The following is a 22,962-nucleotide window of genomic DNA, read 5'->3' on the forward strand; positions in this document are numbered from 1 at the left end:
CATAGAGAAAAGAGACCGTCGTCGCGGTCCCTGCCAGGGCTTCAATTAAAACCCCAATTGTTCTCTTGCTGCCTCCGACATCCGTTCCGGCGACCACTTTGGTTCCCAGACCAGCTCCACATGGAGCCGTTCCGGGTCAATAACGCCGTCTAATGAACGTCGAACGCCTCCGATGATCGTGTCATGAAGCGGACATCCGGGAGTAGTCAACGACATCGTGATGCGGACTTGCCCCGAACTGACCGTTACGTCATAAATAAGGCCTAAGTCGACGATATTCACGCCGAGCTCGGGATCATATACGCGTTTGAGAATTTGCGTAATTTCCGATGCTGAGATCATGACGCCACGCACCTTTCCTTTTATTTCGTAAATACCCGCGCGATGAGTCCGATATAGAAAAGCGAACTGACCGACGTGGCTGTTCCCCCGACCTCTACGCACCACTCGATGCCCGAGAAGAGGCCAATCACGGATAATACAACCCCAGACGCTATGCCGCCTAACCCATAACTTATCGATCGTTCGGAGATCAAACTCGACATGACGGGCACATCGGGGTGGCCCGCTCTTGGACCATATTTATGGGTCCACCACAGGAATGGCACAATCTTCGATAAATAACCGAGTATCGTTAACGACACCCAGCCGCCCAAATAGGCCATCCCAATAATCAGCGTTGTGTGGTGCTGCGCATACGCCTCCGGAAACGCAAGCCAACTAAAGAGCACGAGCAAACCGAAAATGAGCATCGCTCTAGCCGCGTGAACCGTCCACCAAATGCCAAGTCCCGGATTGCGTTTGTGTCGATGCTTGCCGACCTCGGTCATGAACGCGCCATACAACCCGAAAGCCAGCACGAGGAAACCGATGGACACGGCCTGAGGCCCGCCTCCGCCGCCGAGAAGGAAGGTCTCGGCCCCCGCGATGACCCCCAAGTTGATCAGGACGATGATATAGCCTTGCAGTCTCGTCGAATGTCCATGGGCCAGATAAAACATCGGCAGCATCTTATAGCTGAATCCCGTAATGAGCAGCCCGAACCAACCGATCAATCCCATCCAGATATGCGCGGCTAATAGCCGGTCATGGCCTTCCAGCCAAATCGGGAACGCGAAGTTTAATCCCATTACAGTCCCGATCACGGCCGTCAATAGTAAATATACAAGCGCGCATGCCGTGCTTATCGTTACCGCATTCCATTGCCGCGCTTGAAGTATCGTCACCCCTACGTTCCCTACGAACAACCCAATGCCCAGCAAGGTCAGAACCGCGCCTGCCGCCAGCAGCGGCACGTTAACGGACGCAAATCCGGCAAGCAGCAGAATCGTCCCCAAGGTAAAGCCGACATAGTGAAGATAGCCCAGCTTGACGCTGTAAATCCGGCGCTGCAGCACGACGTCCATCAACTGATATACGGCTCCCATCGCAATCATCGTCGCCCAGTCCAAAATCAGCAGATGGGCGCGGAACCATCCATCCGGACTGCGGATCGGTTCGATCATCCACGCGCCCAGCGTAAACAAGGACAACGCATGGTAGAGAATGAAGCTAATCATACCCGTTGCAATGAATAACAATGGGAGCCGAAACATCGGAACCACCTCGTTTATTTATCCGTTTTCGTGATCATCAGCTTGGCCGAGCCGTCCGGCTGCATCTCGATTCGATAGCCGAATCCGAGCTTCTGAAGCTCTTCGATCAAGAACATGGGCACCCGGTCATTGTGGATCAGGACGCGGTCGCCCGGTTCACATTGTTCTAACGCCTTAAGCGTTCGGACCATAGGCTGGGGCGGCTCAAGCCCTCGATTGTCCAGCTCGATCAATCGACCGTGTTCGGCGTCGCCAAGAGGAAGCTCGTGCAGAGCAGCCGGATGCGTGGACGCTCCCTCCTCCGTCGCGCCTTCATCGACCGTCCCTTCCTCTACGTTCGCGAACCGCAGCAAATCAAGCTCCTCCAGTCTGGCCTTCCCTTGGCTTTTGTGCAGGAAGCCGACGATCCAATGATCCGGCGCGACGGATTGCACGCGGTTCCTATAGCCTTTCATTTTGAGAAGGCCCAGCAAAGGAGTCGGTTTGATGGTGGCATGCAGCACGAATATCTGATCCTTCTGCAGCCTGTTCACGGCATTCATAATAAGCTGGAAAGGCTCGAGTTTCTTGCGAAGATGCGGCCTTACGTCCAATTGGGCAATCCGGTCTGCTCCCTCCAACGCTTTTCCCTCCCCCTCCTACTTCATCTTCCCGATGCGGGTCGTGATAAGCCAAGTATAGTCCATACCGAAGCAATGTTTTGTGAGCCGCATCACAGTACGATCCTGATCAATGGATACTTCCGCCATTTGTGATACGCATCACGTTACCCATCCGGCGAATGTGTTACCATTCCGTTGATAATAATTCTCATCAGTACGGGAGGTTCCTTATGAGCGAGCTCATTAATAATCGGGAGCAATTCAAAGCGCATCATGCAGCAACTCGCGACACGCTGCTGAAGAACATGGTGCAGGATTTGGTCAACGGCAAATCCGTGGAGGAGGTAAAGACGCAATTTGATGCTGCGGTCGGAAGAATTACGGTGGAAGAAGCGGCGGAGCTGTCACGGCTTCAGAAAGAACTGCTGGCAGCCCGTGCGCTTTCCCCGGAAGAAATAACCCGATTAGCCGATGCCCATCTATCCATTATCGAGGGGAAAATCGTTGGCAACGAAAGTACAGCCGACGAGCCCGGGCACCCCATCCATACTTTCAAATTGGAGAATCGGGCCATCGAGAACGTCATCGAGCAGCTGACTTCCGTCATGAACGCGTTTCAGGGCGAAGATTCGCCGCCGAACAAATGGGCCTTACACGAAGTTGTCAACGCTTTGTTGGACATCGACAAGCATTACACGCGCAAAGAGCAGCTCCTATTCCCCTATTTAGAGAAGTACGGCATTACCGGGCCTTCCGTGAACATGTGGAGACTGGACGATTATATCCGCGATTCGTTGAAGGAGGCGAAGCGAAAGCTCGTCAGCTACTCGGGGGATCGAATGGCCGTCATCAAGGAACTTGAATTTGCCGTCGAGCAAATCAGCGGGATGATCTACAGAGAAGAGAACATCCTTTTTCCGATGGCGCTGAGCAATTTAACGGAAGATGAATGGGTCAAAATCGCTCGGGAAAGCGACGATATCGGCTATTGCCTAGCGGCACCGGAGACGAAGTGGAAGCCGACCAGATCCTACGTGGACGGGCACGCCATCACCGGAGGTTACATCAAGATGGAAACGGGCGTATTGTCCTTAAAGCAGCTGGAGCTGGTCTTCAATCATCTCCCCGTCGATATTACCTTCATCGACCACGAGGATATTGTTCGCTATTTCTCGCATGGTAAGGAGCGCATATTCGCGAGGACCAAGGCGGTCATCGGTCGGACGGTGCAAAACTGCCATCCCCCGAAGAGCGCGCATATTGTTGAAGCGCTGCTGGACGATTTTAAATCGGGGCGAAAAGATAGCGAAGATTTCTGGATCCGAATCCGCGATAAGTACGCGTACATTCGTTATTTTGCCGTGCGGGACGAGAAGGGCGACTACATCGGGACGCTTGAGTTCACCCAGAATATCGAGCCCATTCAAGCCATTGCAGGCGAGAAACGAATTCGATCGTAATTCAAGTCTCCTCGCGTTTTACCCATCAAGAAACCGTCACAACAAGGGTGAAGAAAGCATGTAACGTCTGCATTTGTGATCTGGCACACATTGCGATGCAGGCCCCTTCCCTATAATGAGACGAACGAAGTTACTACTCCATAAGAAAGGAGCGATAACCGGGATGCAGCAGCTCCGTTCACGAAACTACGACCAATATCCGTTTATCGTCATCTGGGAGGTCACGCGCGCTTGCGCGCTCAAGTGTCTGCATTGCCGTGCGGAAGCGCAGTACAAACCCGATCCCAGACAGCTTACTTTTGAAGAAGGCAAGCTGCTGATCGACGAGATTGCCCGAATGGATGAGCCTCTCTTTGTTTTCACTGGCGGCGATCCGCTGATGCGTCCTGACTTATTTCAACTCGCGGAATATGCCATTAAAGAGAAGAAGCTCCCCGTATCCATGACGCCGAGCGCCACCCCGAAGGTGACGAAATCCGCGATCGAGAAAGCGAAGGAAGTCGGCTTGTCGCGTTGGGCGTTCAGTCTGGATGGTTCAACAGCGGACATCCATGACCACTTTCGAGGCACGAAAGGCTCTTATGATTTGACGATGCGGGGCATTCGCAGCCTGCAGGAACTACAAATTCCGATCCAGATCAATACGACCGTTTCGAATTACAATCTGACGGATCTGCCCAAGATCGCGGAGAAAGTCGGCGAGATGGGAGCCGTGCTATGGAGCTTATTCTTCCTGGTCCCCACTGGCCGCGGCATGCAGAAAGACATGATTCTGCCTCGGCAGCACGAAGAAGTGATGCACTGGCTGTACCAACTGGGGAAGTCCGCGCCTTACGGCATCAAATCGACGGAAGCCCCGTTCTACCGCCGCGTCGTCACGCAAGCCAAGAAGGCCGAAGCCCTTCAGGGCGTTCATCCCGCTCAATCTGGCCCCAAGCGCTTCGACGTACTCGGAAGAGCGCCCAAGGGCGTGAATGACGGAGACGGCTTTGTCTTTATCAGCCATGTCGGGGACGTTTATCCGAGCGGGTTCCTTCCCGTCGCGTGCGGGAATATTCGCCAGGATTCCTTGCTGGATATTTACCGGCATTCCCCGGTCATGAAGGAGCTTCGCGACAAATCGCTGCTGAAAGGGAAATGCGGCGCATGCGAATTCAAAGAACTATGCGGCGGCTCCCGCGCGCGGGCTTATGCGACAACCGGGGATTATCTTGCGAGCGATCCGGCATGCGCCTACATGCCTGCGGCTTACCGAGACCTTTCATAAAGGAGTAGAAGCGATGCAGTATAGAAAACTATGGTTGGCCTTAGCGCTCGTCTTCATTGGATCTTTCGCCGTTCTCCTCTATTACGGCGGAGAGATTTATCAGAAAGCGCCTCCCATCCCGGAAAGCGTGGTCACGTCGGATGGCCAGGTCCTCTACACCAAAGAAGATATCCAAAACGGGCAGAACGTATGGCAGCGAATGGGCGGCCAGGAATTAGGCAGCATCTGGGGACATGGCGCTTACGTCGCTCCCGACTGGACCGCGGATTGGCTGCATCGGGAACTAACCTGGCTGCTCGATTACTGGGCGCATTCGGAGGATCAAATGGATTACGATCAGCTGTCATTGGAGCGCCAAGCAGCGCTTAAAGCCCGATTGAAGGAAGAAATCCGGACCAATACGTACGACCCCGCCACCGGATCGATTACGGTCTCCGCCGATCGGGCGCAGTCGATCCAAGCGATGCAGGACTATTACCGGCGTGTATTCGGGGACGATCCCTCGATGGATGAATATCGATCCCAGATCGCCGTTCCGGACAATACGATTCGGAGCGCCGAGGATCACCGCAGTCTGTCGGCGTTCTTCTTCTGGGCCACCTGGTCCACTTCGACGAACCGCCCGGGGATGGACATTACGTATACGAATAACTGGCCCGGCGAGCCGCTCATCGATAACGCGCCAACCCGATCGGCCGTGATGTGGTCGATCGTCAGCGTCATCCTGCTCATCGCCGGCGTCGGCGCATTAGCCTGGTACTTTGCCGTCCAGCGCCATCGGGAGGAGCCGGAACAACCGGCACCGAAGAACGACCCTCTCTTAACGATCAAGGTGACGCCTTCCATGCGGGCGACGCTCAAGTACTTCTGGATCGTCACCGCCCTCATTCTTGTTCAGGTGGGACTTGGCGCCATCACCGCCCATTACGGCGTCGAAGGAGACGGCTTCTACGGGATTCCGCTGGCGGAATGGTTCCCCTACTCCGTCACGAGAACGTGGCACCAGCAGCTGGCGATCTTCTGGATTGCGACGGCATGGCTCGCGACAGGGCTTTACATAGGGCCGGCCATCTCGGGTCATGAGCCCAAATACCAGCGCCTGGGCGTGAACGTCTTGTTCGGCGCGCTGCTTCTTATCGTCGTCGGTTCGATGGTCGGGCAATGGATGGCCATTCAAGGCTATATTACCGATCTGAGCAGCAACTTCTATTTCGGTCATCAAGGGTTTGAGTACGTGGATTTGGGACGCGCATGGCAAATTCTGCTCTGCGTCGGATTGTTCCTCTGGTTCTTCCTCATGGCCCGCGCGGTGTGGCCCGCGATTCGGCAGAAGACCGAGGACAGACACATGTTGATCTTGTTCTTACTTGCGTCCGTGGCGATTCCAGTGTTCTACACCCCTAGCTTGATGTGGGGGCAGCATACGCATATCTCTGTCTCAACGTACTGGCGCTGGTGGGTTGTCCACCTGTGGGTCGAAGGGTTCTTCGAAGTATTCGCGGCTGTGGTCATCGCCTTCCTATTCGCCAGAATGGGACTGATTCGCGCGGCAACGGCGACGTCCACCGTCTTGTTCTCGACGATCATCTTCTTGTTCGGCGGTATTATCGGGACGTTCCACCACTTGTACTTCGCCGGTACGCCGACGGGCGTGCTTGCCTTCGGAGCCGTGTTCAGCGCCTTGGAAGTCGTGCCGCTTCTACTAATCGGATTCGAAGCCTATGAGAATTTGCGGCACAGCCGCGCCAGCGCATGGGTGTCCCGATACCGGTGGCCGATCTACTTTTTCGTAGCCGTCTCCTTCTGGAACTTGGTCGGGGCCGGAATATTCGGGTTCCTGATCAATCCGCCGATCGCCCTGTACTACATGCAAGGGTTGAACACAACGGCATTGCATGCGCATACCGCGCTGTTCGGCGTGTACGGCATGCTTGGCATCGGGTTGATGCTCTTCTGCTTGCGCGGGTTGTCCGGCGAGCGGGCATGGAAGACGAGGCTGCTGCGTTTCTCCTTCTGGTCTTTGAATATCGGATTAATGGTCATGGGCGTAACAAGCCTCCTCCCGGTCGGCATCGTTCAAGCATTAGGCAGCATGAAGAACGGGATGTGGTATGCGCGCTCGGTGGAGCTGCTTCACTCCCCTGCGATGCAAAACCTGGTTTGGTTCCGGGCCGTCGGAGACACCATATTCGCAGCGGGCATCGTCGGAATCGTATGGTTCGTCGTGGGTCTCAAAACCGGGAAATCGCTCGAAGCGCATGCCGAACATTCAGGAACGAAATAACGATCACCCTGATACACGTAGAGGAGGACTAGCCGATGCCAAGCTCGTGGCTTCGTTATCCGTTTCTATACTTATTGGTCACGGCTCTGGCCGGCGTGCTGCTCCGCGGGATGGCCCTCCTGCCTACCGTGCCGGATCTTTATGAACGTTTGCTTCATGCGCATTCTCATATCGCGCTGCTCGGTTGGGGCTATTCCGCCTTGTACCTTCTTTACGTCCACTATTTCCTGCCGGACGGGCAGCAGCGTTCGCGCTTTCTCACCATCAACTGGTTGCTTACGCAGGTTACGACCGTTCTCATGTTTGTCGCGTTTACGATTCAGGGCTACGGGTTCTACTCGATCCTCTTCTCCACGATCCATATCTTCTTGTCTTACGCATTTGCCTACTGGATGTGGAAGAGAATGGGGCGGCGCGGGAGCAGTCCGTTATCGGTACGCGTCGCCAAAGCCGGATTGTTCTACATGGTGCTATCCTCTGTCGGCCCGTGGACACTAGCCGTATTAAGCGCTATGGATTTGACGGCATCCCCTTGGTACCATGGGGCGCTTTACTTTTATTTGCATCTTCAATACAACGGTTGGTTTACGCTAGGGCTGCTCGCCATGGTTTATGACAAGCTGGAGCACCATATGAATTCAGCTGCGTTACGTTGGGGGCGCAGGCAGTATAGGCTTTATGTCGGGTCCTTATTGCCCTCGTTTCTGCTGTCCTTGTTAGGGATGAATTTATCCGCGGGGTGGTTCAGCGTCGCTGTGCTGTCCGGGGCGGTCCAGTTCCTATCGGTTGGCATCTTCCTTCTGCTGTGGCTGCAATATAGACGCCAGGCTGCCGATAACGGATGGTTTACCTTCGCGTTGTCGGCCCTGGCGGCGAAGATGGTGCTGGAGCTGGTGTCGGCGTTCCCCCAGCTGCGATCGCTCGCATTCGACAATCGGAGCGTCGTCATCGGATACTTGCATTTGGTGCTGCTCGGGTTCGTAAGCTGTCTGCTGCTTGCCTTGTTGCACCAATTGAACCGCGGGAAACGCATGACGCAGGCCATGCCCCCGGGCAGCTTTATTTTTCTGGCCGGCTTGACGGGAAACGAAGTGCTGCTATTCCTGGAAGGGTGGATAAATTGGACGGCGCAATCAACCGTTCCCTATAGTTCTGTCCTTCTGCTCGCGATGAGTGTATGCATGCTGCTCGGGATCGTAACCATGACGCTGGCTGCGTTCAGACGGCGACCTTAAATTTCCTTCACTCTAAATTCGCAAGAGAAATCCATGTAGATCTTATCACCAAAGCAGCTTGGCTTCGGAAAATCCAAAGCCAAGCTGCTTATTAATTGGGTCTGTCATCACTGAGCTATAGTTCCTCCGTTAGCGTTTAACGATCCTCGCACTTAATGCTATCGTCTTTTATAGTAACGTTCTGCTGTATCCCAGGTCCATGTCCAGAATTTTGATCCTTGAGAAACAACCAATCTGTCGAACCAAAGTTCAAAATTCATATTTATTGGGCGGTAATCATTCGAATCATCGCCAACAAACATATAGTTCGGCTCATTATTCTTGATGGAATTCAAGTCAATATAAATCTTATCTTGATAAATTGACCCAATCATTAATGAATCCCCATTATTTATTTCATTCCACTTTGTTATTTGTTGAAGACTCAATAGAAAGGCCTCGCCACCGAACCTAACATCATCAAATAGTCTGCAGCCGTTAGTGAGCGCAAGAAACTTTATGTAATCCAGGGGAAGTTTTATGTTGGACTCAGACATGAAATTCTCCAGATCGGACGTACAAACTGGATCGTAAAAAGTACAGCTTGCTTCATATTGATAGCCGCCTTCGACCTGCAAGAGGAGATTCTTTTCTCCTTCCATCCTATTTTTAAGTGTTTTCAATGTGTTGGTTATAATATCTCCAGTCTGCATTTTCTTTTCCCTTCCCTTTATCTTGATTGTGGTTTTCTTAACCAGTCTCGCTGCCACTCCTCGAAGGATTTACCAGTTATCTCCTGCATCGCCTTTCCCTCCAGGGAGAACATGCCATCCCACGTGAACACGCCTTCTGCCTTGCTGTCTAACACGGTTTCGACTCCACCAATCGGCTTACCGTCTGTAAGGAACACCGACGTCATAAATTCCCCCTCTATCGCTATGCTTCCAGTCGCAGTAAAGCGCTCTACAACTATGGTTTTTCCGAGGTAATTAGCTGGGTCAATGCCTTCCATTAGTCCCCATTCGAGCATATCTGGCATACGAGTCAGCACTTCCTTATTCAATACATATCGCACAACCTCGTCCTGCCTCTTTATGTTTGAGTAGCCTTTGCTTTTCAAATAACGGTAAGCTTCGGATGATTCACCCTTTCCGCCTCCGCCGCAACCGGCAAGAGTAATCAGAATCACAAGCACCAGCAGCATAGTAAATTTTCTCATTCGGTGTGACTCCCTTCTCACGTAAAAGCCCCCGTAAAGATGTCACCTCGGAGCAGAGACATAAATCCACAACCATCTGACCAGTATAAAAATCCCTGTCAATCCTAGAAAAGTGGCTAAGATGATGGAGGTCAGATTACCGCCAACAACTACGACCCGTGAGGTTACTAAGCCTCTGTTCCAACGTCAGACTTGTGCGTGGGGGCGGTGAGTAACGACAGCGATGAATCGATGCAATTATCGATCCATTCCCGATTAAGCATTGATTTCTTTAATACGGTTATTCCAATGAAAGCTGCAACAAGGGACTGAGCTATTGCCCGACAATTGACCGATCCATCGATTTCTCCGGAGGTTACCCCCCGTTCAAGCGTATCCTCAAATATCGCTGCCAAATATTGTTGATGCTCTCGTGTCAAAATTTCAAACTTCGCATCGTGCGGAGCCAACTCCACCATTGTATTAACGCAGAAGCAGCCAACCCGCTCATGCGTTCCGTTAGGGAATACCCCTTCAAGAAACAACTGCCTGAAAGCAGTCTTGACACTAGTAATTTTGTTTAGCTTCAAGCGAACGGATTTAGCATGTAACTGGTTATAAGTACGAAGTGCTGACTCAAATAAAGACAATTTGTCTCCGTATACAGCATATAAACTAGATTTCTGAACCCCCATGCGAGATGTTAAGTCTCTTAGCGAAGTTGCCTCATACCCTTTTTCCCAAAAAACATGCATTGCTTCTGTTAATGCCTTTTGTTCATCGAACTCGCGAGCTTTAGCCATAGCGCCTCCCCATAAAAAACCGTTCGGTACATTAATTTCGTTGTATAGTCATAGTATATGATATCGAAACGATTCAAAGCAGTCAACATTACGTTGAGATAACTGAGTTTTCATGAGTAAATTAGACTCGAAAATAAAAAACCGATCGGTACAATTAAAGGAGGGTTTTCAATGTTAAGTTCCCCAAAGATCCGTCCGAATGACATGGAGTCAGAAGTTCAACTTTCGAGCTCGGCGCTTTTTCTGTATGCGGTCATCTGCGGTTCGGCTGTAGCCACGGTTTATTTTTCCCAACCATTGCTTGATGCGATTGCTTTGGACTTTGGCATCCATAGCACGATCATCGGCACTGTAATAACAGTGACACAGATTTGTTATGCATTTGGATTGTTATTCCTCGTTCCGCTTGGGGATTTGCTTGACCCGCGCCGGCTTGTAACGGGAATGTTGGTGTTTATCGCGATTGCTTTAAGTATCGTTGCGTTAGCTTCGAATACGTTGTTTCTGTTCATCGGCATGGGAATGGTTGGGTTCCAAGCTGTAGTGGCACAAGTACTTGTTGCTCTTGCCGCTAATCGGGCATCGTTGCATCATCGCGGCCGGGCCATTGGCGTCGTTACAAGCGGTATCGTAATTGGGATTTTATTGGGACGCACCTTCTCGGGCACCTTAGCGGATATGGCCGGATGGCGATCCGTTTACATCGTCACAGCAGTAATCATGATCTGCATGGCTTATTTATTCCGAACCGTTACACCCGCTGCACGACGTCCGCCACGTCAAAACACGTATCCGGGAATGCTCCGCTCCATGAAGGATTTATTCGTTCAACTACCGCTATTGAGAATTCGTGGATTACTTGCCTTTTTCATTTTTTCGGACTTTAGTATTTTATGGTCCTCAATGGTATTACCGATGAGCTCCCCTCCGCTTTCGTTCAGCCATACCGTCATTGGATTGTTTGGCCTTGCGGGCATAGCGGGGGCGTTGGCTGCCAGCAGTGCGGGACGACGGGCAGACCGGGGGTTAGGACAACGGACGACGGGCATCGCTTTGTTACTGTTAATGTTTTCTTGGCTGCCAATAGGGTTGCTGCAGCATTCCATGTTGCTATTTATCATAGGGGTCGTGATGTTGGATTTCGCCGTGCAGGCGGTTCACGTTACGAATCAGAGTATGATATTAAGTGTTCGTCCAGAAGCGAGGAGCAGGCTAACCGCAGGGTACATGATCTTTTATTCCTTTGGAAGCGCAACAGGTGCAGTAGCGTCAACCTGGATTTATTCTTGGGCGGGGTGGCTCGGCGTGTGCATTCTGGGGACCTTGGTAAGCATGATAGCGGTGTTATTTTGGGCATGCACGTTGAAAATGTCCTATCGTTCTATTCATGCACAGCAATAAAGCAGCAGCCGGCAAAATGCGTTCCTCGTTGTCTAATTACAACGTCTCTACTCCATGTTATCCCAAAGGATGCAATCTAAATTTACTCCAGATTTATATACCACTATTATACCACCTATTGGAATTATCCCGCGCTCGAGTGTTATCTGCTGATATATTTTGAACCTTTTATCCGTCCTCCTTTTATTACAAAAAGGAGACGTTTTGCATGAGTATTCAGGAAATTTTCGGGAAAGTTATGGTTTATCTTGCACCTGCCGCAGCCGCCATCCTAGCATTGCTATCCGCAGCCGGGTTATATCTCTTGCTCCAGCGCAAGAAGCATGGTGCCGGCACATGGCAGATGTCGCGTTTGCATAAACCCTTCATAGGAGTATTACTCTTAGGCTACTTGCTTGTCGTATTCGGCCTGACCGGGCTAAGCCGGACTGCGAATTATGCGGGAGCCACCAACTTCCACCTATTCAGTGGTTACATGGAGGCATGGAATAATTATTCTATCTTTTCGTTTCAGTTGATCGTCTTCAATATTTTGATGTTCGTTCCCCTAGGAATCCTGCTCCCGCTTCTAACCGGCAAGCTGAGCCGGTTTAGGGGCCTGTTTGCCGCCTCGCTGGGAACGACGCTGCTGATTGAAACGATACAACTTGTGACCGCTCGCGGCATTTTCGAGTTGGATGACCTGTTTCACAACACGCTAGGAAGCGTGATTGGCTATCATCTCTATATGCTTGGTACCCGAATCTATCAAGAACGGCGGTTACGCTTGGCCGAGCTGACAAAACGCTTGGCGATACCGGTCGCAATCGGTGTCCTGTTTTTCGGCACGCATCTGGTCTATGTCGGAAAGGATTTCGGCAATATGCGCATCCATCCGGTATACGGTACCGACATGTCTGGCGTCACCATCACTACCTCGATTCCGTTTAGCCATACCGCTTCCACGTCGTCCGTATATAAGAACGAACACAGCCTAAACCGGAAACGCGGGCAAGCCATTGCCCATCAGTTACAAGACAAGCTCGGACTCCCGCCTATTGAATGGGAAGGCCGGGATGGCGCGAATCTCCAATTCCATTTTAAGGAGAGCGATGGTACCCGCTATATCTTCACCTATTTTGTATTGGATGGCAGCTGGGACCTATTCGACGACCATTATCACCCCGAAGAGCATCCGGCCGCTGTAGCGGCTCACGAAGCGCGGGCACAAGCGGAAGCAATCATGAAGAGCCTCGCGCTTCTTCCGACCGCTGCTAGAATGACCGTCACGGAGAACGGCGAATACGATTGGCGGCTTCCCGAGCAAGCTTACAGTCCACGTGACCGGTGGGATGGCTATGCACGGTTGAGCCTGAAGACGGATGGCGGTATTTCTGCTATCCAATATGGTTTTATGTCGAACCGGTATGTGCGCGATGTTCCGATTATGTCGCCTACCGAGGCTCTTGATCAGATTCACAAAGGACGGTTCGACCAGGTTTATGCGTTCCGCCAGGGCGATCAGCTCGATATTACGTCCTACGAGCTATCGTATGTATACGATACCAAGGGCTATTACCAGCCTGTTTATGCATTCGAGGGAGTCGTGAACGGGGAAAACCTCTGGCTTCTACAAATTGACGCGAGGCGGTAGACGCTCCTAGCACAGCAGCCGATCGAGTGGTCGGCTGCGTGTTGTCTTATTGAACGATCGTGCTCCGATAGCGGGACATCCTCTTTTTGATTTTAACCGGCATGGATAATCGTTCTGCTCTTGCAGTTGGATCAGGAATGATATCGCGCGGAGAAAGTCGCTCTTATCATTGCTTCAGCGGGTTTAAGCCGCCCGCCTCTGAGCGATATGCTCATGAGGCGGACGGCCTGCACCGTCATTCACGGAGTGGTCTGGAAAAATTGCGGCAGATAAGCTCGGTTCTGGATGAGCAGCTCATCCAGCATCTGCTCGGCTCGATTGACCGAATCGATGAGCGGATGGCTGGCCAGCGCGAGCAAGGCCGTATCGCGGCTGCCGGTTACGGCGGCTTCGATGGCGAGCCGCTCGTACGTCTTCACCGCCTGGATGAGCCCGACCGCCGCCGCCGGCACGGTCGTCACGGGCTGTACGACCGGCCCGGCTGCCGTCACCTTGCAGTTCGCCTCGATGCAGGCATCAGCCGGCAGGAACGGCAGCGTATCGCCATTGGCGACATTGAGCGTCTGGATATCGCCGGCGTCGTTATGAAGCGAATTCATCAGATGCACCGCGGCCTCTGAATAATAGGCGCCGCCGCGCTGCTCGAGCTGCTTCGGCTTGTGGGACAGCTCCGGGTCCCGGTACACCTCGAACAGTTCTTCTTCGAGCCGCTTCACCGTCTCCGCCCGGTTCTCCCCCTTGCCATGCGCCTCCTGCTGCTCGGCGAGCATCTCGCGATGGAGGTAGAAGTACTTCAAATAATAGGACGGAATCGCGCCGAGCGACCGGATCAACCGCTCGTTCCAGGCGAACTGGGGCACGTTGCTCGCCGAGTACGCCTCCCCGCCGCCGAGGATTTCGTCCAGCTTCGACACGCCGTCCACCTCGATGCGGCTGATCCAATGCAAATGATTCAACCCGACGAATTCGCAGGCGATCCGGTCGATGGGCACCCCGTAAAGCCCGGACAGCCACTTGTACGCGGCAATCGGCGAGTTGCACAGCCCGATCGAGCGGATGCGCGAATGCTTCAGGATCGCTTCCGTTACCATCCCGGCCGGGTTCGTGAAATTCAGCAGCCACGCATCCGGGCACAGCTCCTCCATATCCTTGCAAATCGCCAGCAGGACCGGGATCGTCCGCAGCGCCTTCATCATGCCGCCTGCGCCGGTCGTCTCCTGCCCAAGATAACCGTATCGGAGCGGAATCGATTCATCCCAGCCTCGCGCCTCGAGCAGGCCGACCCGCAGCTGCGTCAGCACATAAGAGGCGCCCTCCAGCGCCGACCGGCGGTCCAGCGTCAAGCGGACCGTGATCGGCAAGCCCGACTTCTCGATCATCCGCTGCGCGAGCTGGCCCACGATCGAGAGCTTCTGTTTCCCCTGCTCGATATCCGCGAGCACGATTTCCGTCACCGGGAACGACGGGTAGTTCCGGATGAAGCCTTCGATCAGCTCCGGCGTGTAAGACGATCCGCCGCCGATGACCGCTATTTTCAGACGATGTGTCATTAGCGGATTCGCTCCTTTATGGCCAAGTCGAGATACAGCTGTTCGTAGACGGCTTCCGGGACGGCGCAGCCATCCCGTTCCATCGCCAGCAGCAGGGCGCCCGCAGCCGGCTCGAGCTCGAGCGTGCGCAGCGTACAGCCTGGCGCCTCGGGCAGGACGAGCTCCTGAATCGCGGCGACCAGATGGCGGTTGTCGCTGCGCGTCAATACGCTGCCGACCATGACGAGGTCGAAGACGTCCCCGCCCATCCCAAGCTTCCGGATTACGGCGCGCGCGGCTAGTCCAAGCTCGGCCCCTTGCTTCGTAAGCAGCCTTCTGGCTGCCTCATCCTCGTCGGCCGCGTCGAAGAGCAGCTTCGCCAGCGTATGCGGCGCCCGCTTGCCCTCATCCAAGTAGTGATGGAACATCGACTCGACCGATTCATGCCCTAACGCTTCGAGCGTGAGCGCCGTCAGCTTCGTCGGCTCTTCCCGCTCTTCCCAAGCGCGAATGACGGTTCGGAATACCTCCACCGCCAGCTCCCCGCCGCCGCCGAAATCGCCGAATTCATAGCCGAAGCCGCCGACCTGGACGCTTTCGCCATTTGCATTGACGCCATAGCAGTTGGTGCCGCTGCCGCATATAATGACGACGCCGTCCGGCTGCCTCGTCCCGGCGCGCAGTCCGATAACCGTATCGCACACCACGTCATGCCGCTCGAAGCCCAGCCCCGCCGCGAGCGGACGGAGGATCCGAAAATCCGCTTCCCTGTCCGCGCCGGCTAGGCCGAACATCGCATAGTCGATGTCCGATTGCGCGAGCTCCGCTTCCTGCAGCGCCATGTCGATCGCTTCCCGAATGCTCTGCTCCGCGATGGCGACGCCGATCTGATGGTTGCCGCATCCGCTCTTGCCTTGACCGACGACCCGCCCCTTGTCATCCGCGATGACCGCAAGCGTCTTGCTGCCTCCGCCATCCACGCCCAAGTAATATGTCAAATCAATCGCTCCCATGAATTGAAGATGATGACGGGCCGGCTGCACGCGCGGCTGTTTAGCCGGCCCGATCGGCGCGGCTATCAAGCAGCGACAAGTGCGCCAGCCCGTCATGAAGACTTTCCTATACCGTTATCTGTTCGATTTCATCCCCGCGCTTACTTGCTCGCGCTCAGCTTCTGCTTGTTCTCCTGCCACTTCGTCGTTTTGTAGGCGAGCAGCTTCTCATAGCCGGCCTTCATCGCGTCGGCTTCCGCCTGGTCGAGAATGGCGTTCACCTCTTCGTCGCTTCCCGCGTTCTGCACCGCTTTGGCGCGCGCTTTCTCATAGATTTCTTTCACCGCCTGTGCGGCAATGCCTTCTTCCGTATCGCCGGCCGGATCGAGGTTCACGTATTCCGTCGTATTGAACTGCGTCTTCCACGTAATCTCCGACTGCCAGCGCGTCTCCCAGTTCTTCTTCTCCGGCGGCAGCGTCGATTCGAATTTCATCTTCGCATTGTCCACATAGACCGTGTTGCCGTTCCATTGGAAGTTGACCGTGGCGCTCATCATCTCTTCGCGGCCGTGCGGATCGTTCGTGAACGCCTCGGTGAAGAGCGGTTGATCTTCCTCGTTAACGCCGTCCCAATAGATGCCCTCAGGTCCCCACATGATCGTGCGTTGTCCCTCCGGTCCCGTGAACCAGTCGAGGAAAGCGAAGATCGCTTCGGGGTCCTTCGCCGACTTCGTGATGACGCTGACGTTCCAGCCCAATTGCTTGTAATCGCCGGGGAAAATCTTGTTCTTGTCGAGCCCCTGCTTATGAACCGGCCACACCATGATATAGCCGGCATTCGGATCCTGCTGCGTCAAGGCTGCATGACCCTTGGCGCCGAATTCCGTCGGGCTCGATGCGACATAGACGGCGACGTTGCCGGTGACGACTTTCTGCTCCACCTGCTCCAGCTTCTGCGTGAACGTATCCTGCGAGATCAGCTTCTCGCGGTACAGCTTGCTGACGAACTGCAGCAGCTCCCGGTAGACCGGGTCCGTGAAGAGCGAGGTCAGCTTGTCGCCGTTGGGCACGGCATGCATCGTATTGAAGGTATATGGACGATTCTCCGCGAAAGCCGATACCATGACGTCGATGCCGGCGCCCGTCTGGCCGACTTCGAGCGGCACGACGTTCGGATATTTCGCTTTGACCATCTTCAAGTAGTTGTACAGATCATCCGTTGTCGCAAGGCTCGGGCTGCCTAGTTCTTCATAGATCTTCTTGTTCACCAGGTAGCCGGAGTTGCCGTTCGGTTGGGTCGTATACCAGTTCGGGAATTGGTACAGCTTGCCATCCGGGGACCGCAGCATATCCAGCGTCGATTCACCCGCCCATTTCTTCAAGTTCGGGTATTTGTCCAGGTAATCGTCGAAGGGGACGAGCATGCCCTCGGCGCGCAGCTGCTCCACGTCGGGGCCGCGATCCATCCAGATCACGTCGGGCAGCTCGCCGGAGACGATCATCGTGGACAGCTTGTTCTTCGCCGCGCCGCCGGAGCTGACCGGCACGACGTTCACCTTCTTGTTGTCCTTGATCCACTTGGTCGCCTGATCCGCGCCCCACTCCGGCATCGTATACCAGTCGTAATGGCCGTAGAACGAGAACTCGAGCGGTTCCTTGCCCAGCTCGTAGACGCCGCTGGTACTCGTCTCGCCTTGATTCGAAGAAGCCTCGTTCGTCTTCTCCCCTTCGTCTTTTGGCGCATTCCCTCCGTTCGAACCGGTACAAGCCGTTAATGCGACTACAAGAACTAGCATGACTGACATGGCTGCGAGTAAGCTGGACTTCATCCTATTCATTTGCCAAAACCCCTTCCCCGCCTTCTTCTATGTCAACGCAATTGCCGTAAAACCTCGCCTATTCCTTCAACGAACCGATGAGCACGCCTTTGACGAAATACTTCTGGACGAACGGATAGACACACAGGATTGGCACGGTCGCCACCATCATCGTGGCCATCGACAGCGATTTGGTCGTCACGGCCCGCATTTTGTTCAGTCTGCCTTGCGCGGCGGAGTCCATATTGGCCATCTGATCGAGCATGATGTTCGAATTCAGAATCTGCTGCAGCTTCGTCTGGATGGGAAGCAGGTCGACGTTGGAGATATAGATGCTCGGCGCGAACCAGTCGTTCCAATGATAGACGGCCGTGAACAGCGACAAGGTCGCGATAACCGGGCCGGACAGCGGCAGAATGATGCGCATGAGCACGCCCCAATTCGAAGCGCCGTCGATCTGCGCGGATTCTTCGAGCTCCGCCGGCATCCCTTTGAAGAAGGTGCGGAAGATGATCATATTCCATACGCTGATCACGCCGGGCACGACCATGACCCAGAACGTGTTCATCAGCTGCAGCTCGCGGATGAGAAGGTACGTGGGAATCAGGCCGCCGCCGAAGTACATCGTGAAAATGCTCATGATCATGTAGAACTTCCGGCCGATCAGCTCCCGCTTCGTCATGCCGTACGCGAAGATGGCCGTCGCAATGATCGACAGGAAGGTGCCGATGGCCGTCCGCAGCACCGAGATGACGAAGCCATCGATCAGACGTTCATCTCGGAACACGACGTCGTAATTCTGCAAGGTAAATACCCGCGGCCAGAAGGTAATGCCGCCGAGCGACGTATCGCTGCCGAGATTGAACGAGATGACCGCCGCATTCCAGAACGGATAGAACGCGACGAAGCCGAGCAGCAGCAATAAAGCGTAGTTAATACCAATAAACGTGCGGTCTCCCCGCGTCAAATACATGCGCGCCCCTCCTCTCTCTCCTCTACCACAGGCTGTTCCCCGATCGTCTTGCCGCGTAGTTAGCGAACGCCAGCAGCGCGATACTGATGACGGCTTTGAACAATCCGGCCGCCGTCGCGTACGAATAGCGGTTATTCTGGATGCCGACGCGATAGACGTACGTGTCGAGCACGTCGCTCACATCCCGGAGCACCGGGTTGCCGGCCAGCAGCAGGATATCCTCGAAGCCCGCATTGAGCAAATTGCCGATCGCCAGAATGGAGAAAACGACGATGACCGGCGTGATCGAAGGCAGCGTAATCGAGAACATCTGTCGAAGCCGGCTTGCGCCATCCATCGAAGCGGCCTCGTACAGCTGCGGGTTGATGCCGGCGATCGCGGCCAGATAGACGATGGACGAGAAGCCGATTTCCTTCCACACGTTCGTCGCGACGAGGATGCTCCAGAAATACTTCGGCTCGGACATAAAGTTGATTGGCCCATCAATAACGCCCAGCTTCTCCAGCAGCATGTTCAAGCTTCCGTTGTCGGTCGACAGCATGGAGACGATGAACCCCGATACGATAACCCAGGAGAGAAAATGTGGCAGATAGCTGATCGTCTGAATGCCGCGCTTGAACACCCGGCTGCCGATCTCGTTCAACATGAGCGCGAGCACGATCGGCGCCGGGAAGCCGATGACCAGCTTCAGGAAGCTGATGACGAGCGTATTGCGCATGATGCCCCAGAACTCCGGCGCATGAAAGAACATCTCGAAGTGCTTGAAGCCCACCCAGGGACTGCCCGTCACCCCTTTGAACAGACTGTAATCCTGGAACGCCATCACGACGCCGTACATCGGAATGTAGCTGAAGACGAATACGAATAAAATCGCGGGGACGACCATTGCTTGTACGTCCCATTGCCGAATGATGCGGGTGATCAGCGGCCCTTTCTTCTTTCGCCGCATCGCTTTCGCGGTAGCAGAATCGCGCATCGACTTCCCCCTTGGCCGTCATTTGAAGTCACTTATGCGTAACTTTATCTAACACCTTCTGTTGCCTTCCTTATGTCTATTGTAGCTCGTTCCCTTTACCATTTCTTTGCTTATACGATTAATAACCAGCACTATCTTCCTGTTTTAGATGATGGGGGGCGATTAATGCTTGCGGGAAGTCATCGGGGTGACGCCGATATGCTTTTTGAACAGCCGGTTGAAATTCGTCAGCGTCCGAAAGCCGCACTCGAGCGCGATGTCGGTAATTTTCATCTCGTTGCGCTCCAGCAGCAGGACCGCATGCTCCAGCCGCAAATGGATGAGATAGAGGAGCGGCGGCATCCCGACCGCCCGTTTGAAAATATCGCTAAACCGCGACGGACTAAGATAGACAAGCGCGGCGAGCTCCTCGAGCGTCCACGGATAAGCGAACTTCTCCTCCATTTCGTAGAGGACGAGGCGGATTTTCTCCAGCTGCCGCTCGCTGATGACATGCTGATTGGCGTCGCTGCAGGGGATGCGGAATTCGCGGTTGACGAGGGCTAGAAATTGCAGCAAATGAGCGTAAACAATGGACGTATAGGAGCGCTGATGCTCTTCGTGCTCGCGCTGAAGATCGAGCAGAATGCCGCGCAGCTTCTCGATTTGGGGATGATGGCGATCGAGCAAATTCGCAAAGTGGATGTTCATTTCGCGGAAAGGGCTTAAAATCTCGGGGTCCAGACGCATGCTGCTGACGAGCCAATTGCCGTCGAAGCTGATCACCTGCATAATGAGGTCTCGCGTCTCGTAGGCACAGTGCAGATCATTGGAGTTGATGAGCAGGATATCCCCCTGCTGGAACTCGTAGCGCTTGCCGTTGATGATGTAATACCCGGTGCCGGATTTGATCACGTTGATCTCCAGCACGTCATGCCAATGGAGCCGCTGGTAGCCGCTGTCGACCCCGATCGTGTCTTCTACAAGGATCGGGTAATTTCGAGCCAATCTTACTTTTTCCTTCGCAATCTCCACCATCTTCGCCATCGTCATCTCCATAACCTCCCCTGCGGAATTGGGCTTGGAAATACCTTCATGATATCACCAGCATGTCACAATAGTTGTCACCAGGCAAGAGGAAGTTCTCCCTCCCCCTTCCCCCTCCGCTGCAATGCTGTCAGGTTAAGAGGGCTGCGCCCCGTTGACCCCACTTTTGTTGCTCACTCCCCCTTCCCCCTCGCTGAGGGGAGCCAATGGCCTTCGCCCCTTTGACCCTGCTTTTGTTGCTCCCTCCCCCTTCCCCCTCCGCCGAGGGGAACCAAAGGACTTTGCCCTCTGGACTCCCTCTGTCGTGCTGGCACGTTTGATCGCGGTCGGCGGGTTGCTTCGAGCTGGCACGCTTTTGTCCTAGCGGACAAAGCTTCATTCGTATGTGGTGCTGCATAATTTCCGAAATAACTAAAAAGAGCTATCCCTGCCTCGCCACGGTGATGCGTGACGATGGATAGCTCCTTGATCGTTCGGCTATAGATTGACATTCACCGCCGCCTCACCACGGATATGGCCCCCACGGTCCGCCGGACCACGGCGGTTTCTGCCCCATGGGCGGGCTCTGCCACGGCGATTTCTGACCCATCTGCCCCATGAACATGCTCTGCCACGGCGGTTTTTGACCCATCTGCCCCATGAACATGCTCTGCAGCGGCGTTTTCTGGCCCATCTGCCCCATGAGCATGCTCTGCAGCGGCGATTTCTGACCCATCTGTCCCATGAACGCGCTGGACCACGGCGATTTCTGGCCCATGTGCCCCATCAGCATGCTCTGCAGCGGCGATCCCTTCCCCAATCCGCCCAAGCCGGACTGCCCCAACATGCCGTTTAGAAGGAATGAACGTGTTTCTTTTTTGTTTTTCACCGATCTCTTCCTCCTCTCCCGGTACAGTCGCTATAGGGTATGTGACGCCTATGGTCTTGGATTGGATGAATAACGGGGCAATCCCGGCTACCTTGATCCGTTCTAGTTTAGGATTAGAAATAAACCGACTTCCGCCACGAAATGGAAGTCGGTTTATACCTGCTTATGAATGTCGACATGACGGCCGATTCTGAGGTCGCCGGTTTTTACCACGCCGTGCACGAACTTAACGCCCGCGACTTCCAACACACGTTTCAACTCGTACACGCTAGTGAGTTAATTTGGTGGTAATTCGATATTAGCGACCTAAGTCGTCCAACCACGACTTCCTTTTCACGGTTATCCTTTCATCCTTGTTTTTTAAAATCTTGCTTGCTCTTCTCGATCTTCAGTTGTACTTGAAAGCGCACTCGATCACTTTGATCAAGCAGATTTCACTGAGATCACATCCAACTCCTCCCCGATTACTGAAGTAATTCTAAACAAAACAAAAACGGAGCCGTCCTCTGACGCGCTCCGTTTCTCACTTACCTATTCATTTTCGGCGCAGCATAACCCGCTTATACCACAGACCGCGCTACTGTTATTCCAAGCAGCTTCGCGTTGATCCACGACGCAACCTGCTCCCCGTGTTCATGGATAAAGAAATGTCCTGCTTCATAGGCTTGCATGGACATCCGTCCCGAGGTATAGCGCTGCCACTGCGACATGATTTCCGGCAACGAATGGTCCTCCGTCCCATAGAGAACCGACATATCGCAATCCAGCATCGTGTCATCCGCTTGAAACGCATAGCGCTCGGAGACCTCGTATTCCCGCCTCAATTGCGGCACGAACAGCCGAAGAAGCTTCGGATGGGCCAACAGCTCATCGGGAACCCCTCCGAATCGCGCGATCTCCTCCATGAACGCATCGTCATCCAGCTCATGCAGGATCGGCGCCTCGGCTCTACGCGGCACGTGGGGCGGATTGCGGCCGGCGACGAACAGATGGACAGGCGAGGGGTACGCCGCCTGGCGGCGTAATCTCCGCGACACCTCGAAAGCGAGAATCGCGCCCATGCTGTGACCGAATATGGCATACGGCCGCCCGTCCAGCTGAGCCGTCAATGTCTGATACGCATCCTCGATGGCTTCCTCCATCGTCGAGCACGACGGCTCCTGTTTGCGGCTTCCTTTGCCCGCTAGATCGAGAGGCACGATCGTGACCGAATCGCGCACGGCTGGCTGCCACTTCAGGAATTCCGACGCCGACCCGCCGGCGTACGGAATACAAAACAATTTACAAGTCATCGTCAAGCGGCCCCTCCTCCTTACTCCGCGAC

Annotated in this window: 20 protein-coding genes; 6 read left to right on the plus strand and 14 right to left on the minus strand. The window is 54.3% G+C overall.

What is annotated here, in order from left to right:
• Nucleotides 1-45 precede the first annotated feature (45 nt).
• Genes ACFSKT_RS11935 through ACFSKT_RS11945 form a run of 3 tightly spaced genes read right to left on the minus strand, consistent with a single transcriptional unit; the run spans nt 46 to nt 2,215 of the window.
• Nucleotides 46-342 (minus strand): metal-sulfur cluster assembly factor, encoded by a 297-nt coding sequence (locus tag ACFSKT_RS11935; protein ID WP_377721234.1) that lies wholly within the window; start codon nt 340-342, stop codon nt 46-48.
• A 20-nt stretch (nt 343-362) separates the two neighbouring features.
• Nucleotides 363-1,595: a hypothetical protein gene (locus ACFSKT_RS11940; protein WP_377721235.1), complete on the minus strand. Its 1,233-nt coding sequence runs from the start codon at nt 1,593-1,595 to the stop codon at nt 363-365.
• A 14-nt stretch (nt 1,596-1,609) separates the two neighbouring features.
• Nucleotides 1,610-2,215, minus strand: coding sequence for a DUF2249 domain-containing protein (locus ACFSKT_RS11945; protein WP_377721236.1), 606 nt, complete (start codon nt 2,213-2,215; stop codon nt 1,610-1,612).
• A gap of 212 nt (nt 2,216-2,427) precedes the next feature.
• Between ACFSKT_RS11945 and ACFSKT_RS11950 the strand changes: the two genes are divergently transcribed.
• The 4 genes from ACFSKT_RS11950 (at nt 2,428) to ACFSKT_RS11965 (ending at nt 8,443) form a co-directional block, all read left to right on the plus strand.
• On the plus strand, nt 2,428-3,657 hold the full coding sequence (locus ACFSKT_RS11950) for a DUF438 domain-containing protein (protein WP_377721237.1): 1,230 nt from the start codon (nt 2,428-2,430) through the stop codon (nt 3,655-3,657).
• Nucleotides 3,658-3,820: 163 nt separating this feature from the next.
• Nucleotides 3,821-4,924, plus strand: coding sequence for a TIGR04053 family radical SAM/SPASM domain-containing protein (locus tag ACFSKT_RS11955; RefSeq protein ID WP_377721238.1), 1,104 nt, complete (start codon nt 3,821-3,823; stop codon nt 4,922-4,924).
• 13 nt (nt 4,925-4,937) lie between these two features.
• Complete coding sequence (locus tag ACFSKT_RS11960; protein WP_377721239.1) at nt 4,938-7,208, plus strand: nitric-oxide reductase large subunit; 2,271 nt, start codon at nt 4,938-4,940, stop codon at nt 7,206-7,208.
• Between the two features lie 35 nt (nt 7,209-7,243).
• The gene (locus ACFSKT_RS11965; RefSeq protein WP_377721240.1) at nt 7,244-8,443 is read left to right on the plus strand and encodes a hypothetical protein; all 1,200 of its coding nucleotides are present in this window, start codon (nt 7,244-7,246) and stop codon (nt 8,441-8,443) included.
• A gap of 158 nt (nt 8,444-8,601) precedes the next feature.
• Here ACFSKT_RS11965 and ACFSKT_RS11970 read toward each other — a convergent pair whose 3' ends face one another.
• From ACFSKT_RS11970 to ACFSKT_RS11980, 3 genes are all read right to left on the minus strand, one after another.
• The gene (locus tag ACFSKT_RS11970; protein ID WP_377721241.1) at nt 8,602-9,135 is read right to left on the minus strand and encodes an SMI1/KNR4 family protein; all 534 of its coding nucleotides are present in this window, start codon (nt 9,133-9,135) and stop codon (nt 8,602-8,604) included.
• Between the two features lie 17 nt (nt 9,136-9,152).
• On the minus strand, nt 9,153-9,641 hold the full coding sequence (locus tag ACFSKT_RS11975; protein ID WP_377721242.1) for a hypothetical protein: 489 nt from the start codon (nt 9,639-9,641) through the stop codon (nt 9,153-9,155).
• 167 nt (nt 9,642-9,808) lie between these two features.
• Nucleotides 9,809-10,423, minus strand: a complete 615-nt coding sequence (locus ACFSKT_RS11980) for a TetR/AcrR family transcriptional regulator (protein WP_377721243.1) — start codon at nt 10,421-10,423, stop codon at nt 9,809-9,811.
• Between the two features lie 171 nt (nt 10,424-10,594).
• Here ACFSKT_RS11980 and ACFSKT_RS11985 point away from each other — a divergent pair, with 171 nt between their 5' ends.
• Both ACFSKT_RS11985 and ACFSKT_RS11990 read left to right on the plus strand, forming a co-directional pair.
• On the plus strand, nt 10,595-11,824 hold the full coding sequence (locus tag ACFSKT_RS11985; RefSeq protein ID WP_377721244.1) for an MFS transporter: 1,230 nt from the start codon (nt 10,595-10,597) through the stop codon (nt 11,822-11,824).
• Nucleotides 11,825-12,032: 208 nt separating this feature from the next.
• Complete coding sequence (locus ACFSKT_RS11990) at nt 12,033-13,457, plus strand: VanZ family protein (RefSeq protein WP_377721245.1); 1,425 nt, start codon at nt 12,033-12,035, stop codon at nt 13,455-13,457.
• A 239-nt stretch (nt 13,458-13,696) separates the two neighbouring features.
• Here the strand turns inward: ACFSKT_RS11990 and ACFSKT_RS11995 are convergent, their stop codons facing one another.
• The 8 genes from ACFSKT_RS11995 to ACFSKT_RS12030 all read right to left on the minus strand — a co-directional run bounded on the left by ACFSKT_RS11995 (nt 13,697) and on the right by ACFSKT_RS12030 (nt 22,930).
• Complete coding sequence (locus tag ACFSKT_RS11995) at nt 13,697-15,007, minus strand: 6-phospho-beta-glucosidase (protein WP_377721246.1); 1,311 nt, start codon at nt 15,005-15,007, stop codon at nt 13,697-13,699.
• On the minus strand, nt 15,007-15,984 hold the full coding sequence (locus ACFSKT_RS12000; protein WP_377721968.1) for an N-acetylglucosamine kinase: 978 nt from the start codon (nt 15,982-15,984) through the stop codon (nt 15,007-15,009). Before ACFSKT_RS12000 ends, ACFSKT_RS11995 begins: the two co-directional genes overlap by 1 nt.
• 155 nt (nt 15,985-16,139) lie before the next feature.
• Nucleotides 16,140-17,816: an extracellular solute-binding protein gene (locus ACFSKT_RS12005; RefSeq protein WP_377721247.1), complete on the minus strand. Its 1,677-nt coding sequence runs from the start codon at nt 17,814-17,816 to the stop codon at nt 16,140-16,142.
• Between the two features lie 58 nt (nt 17,817-17,874).
• Nucleotides 17,875-18,768: a carbohydrate ABC transporter permease gene (locus tag ACFSKT_RS12010; protein ID WP_377721248.1), complete on the minus strand. Its 894-nt coding sequence runs from the start codon at nt 18,766-18,768 to the stop codon at nt 17,875-17,877.
• 22 nt (nt 18,769-18,790) lie between these two features.
• Nucleotides 18,791-19,717, minus strand: a complete 927-nt coding sequence (locus ACFSKT_RS12015) for an ABC transporter permease (RefSeq protein ID WP_377721969.1) — start codon at nt 19,715-19,717, stop codon at nt 18,791-18,793.
• A 189-nt stretch (nt 19,718-19,906) separates the two neighbouring features.
• Nucleotides 19,907-20,776 (minus strand): AraC family transcriptional regulator, encoded by an 870-nt coding sequence (locus ACFSKT_RS12020; RefSeq protein ID WP_377721249.1) that lies wholly within the window; start codon nt 20,774-20,776, stop codon nt 19,907-19,909.
• Between the two features lie 496 nt (nt 20,777-21,272).
• Nucleotides 21,273-21,638 carry a hypothetical protein gene (locus tag ACFSKT_RS12025; protein WP_377721250.1) on the minus strand — a complete coding sequence of 122 codons (366 nt, stop codon included), beginning with the start codon at nt 21,636-21,638 and terminating at the stop codon, nt 21,273-21,275.
• Nucleotides 21,639-22,198: 560 nt separating this feature from the next.
• A complete protein-coding gene (locus ACFSKT_RS12030) occupies nt 22,199-22,930 on the minus strand; it encodes a thioesterase II family protein (RefSeq protein ID WP_377721251.1) in 732 nt (243 codons plus the stop codon).
• Nucleotides 22,931-22,962: the final 32 nt, after the last annotated feature.

The organism is Paenibacillus xanthanilyticus (assembly GCF_042682185.1).
GTDB lineage: Bacteria > Bacillota > Bacilli > Paenibacillales > Paenibacillaceae > Paenibacillus_Z > Paenibacillus_Z xanthanilyticus.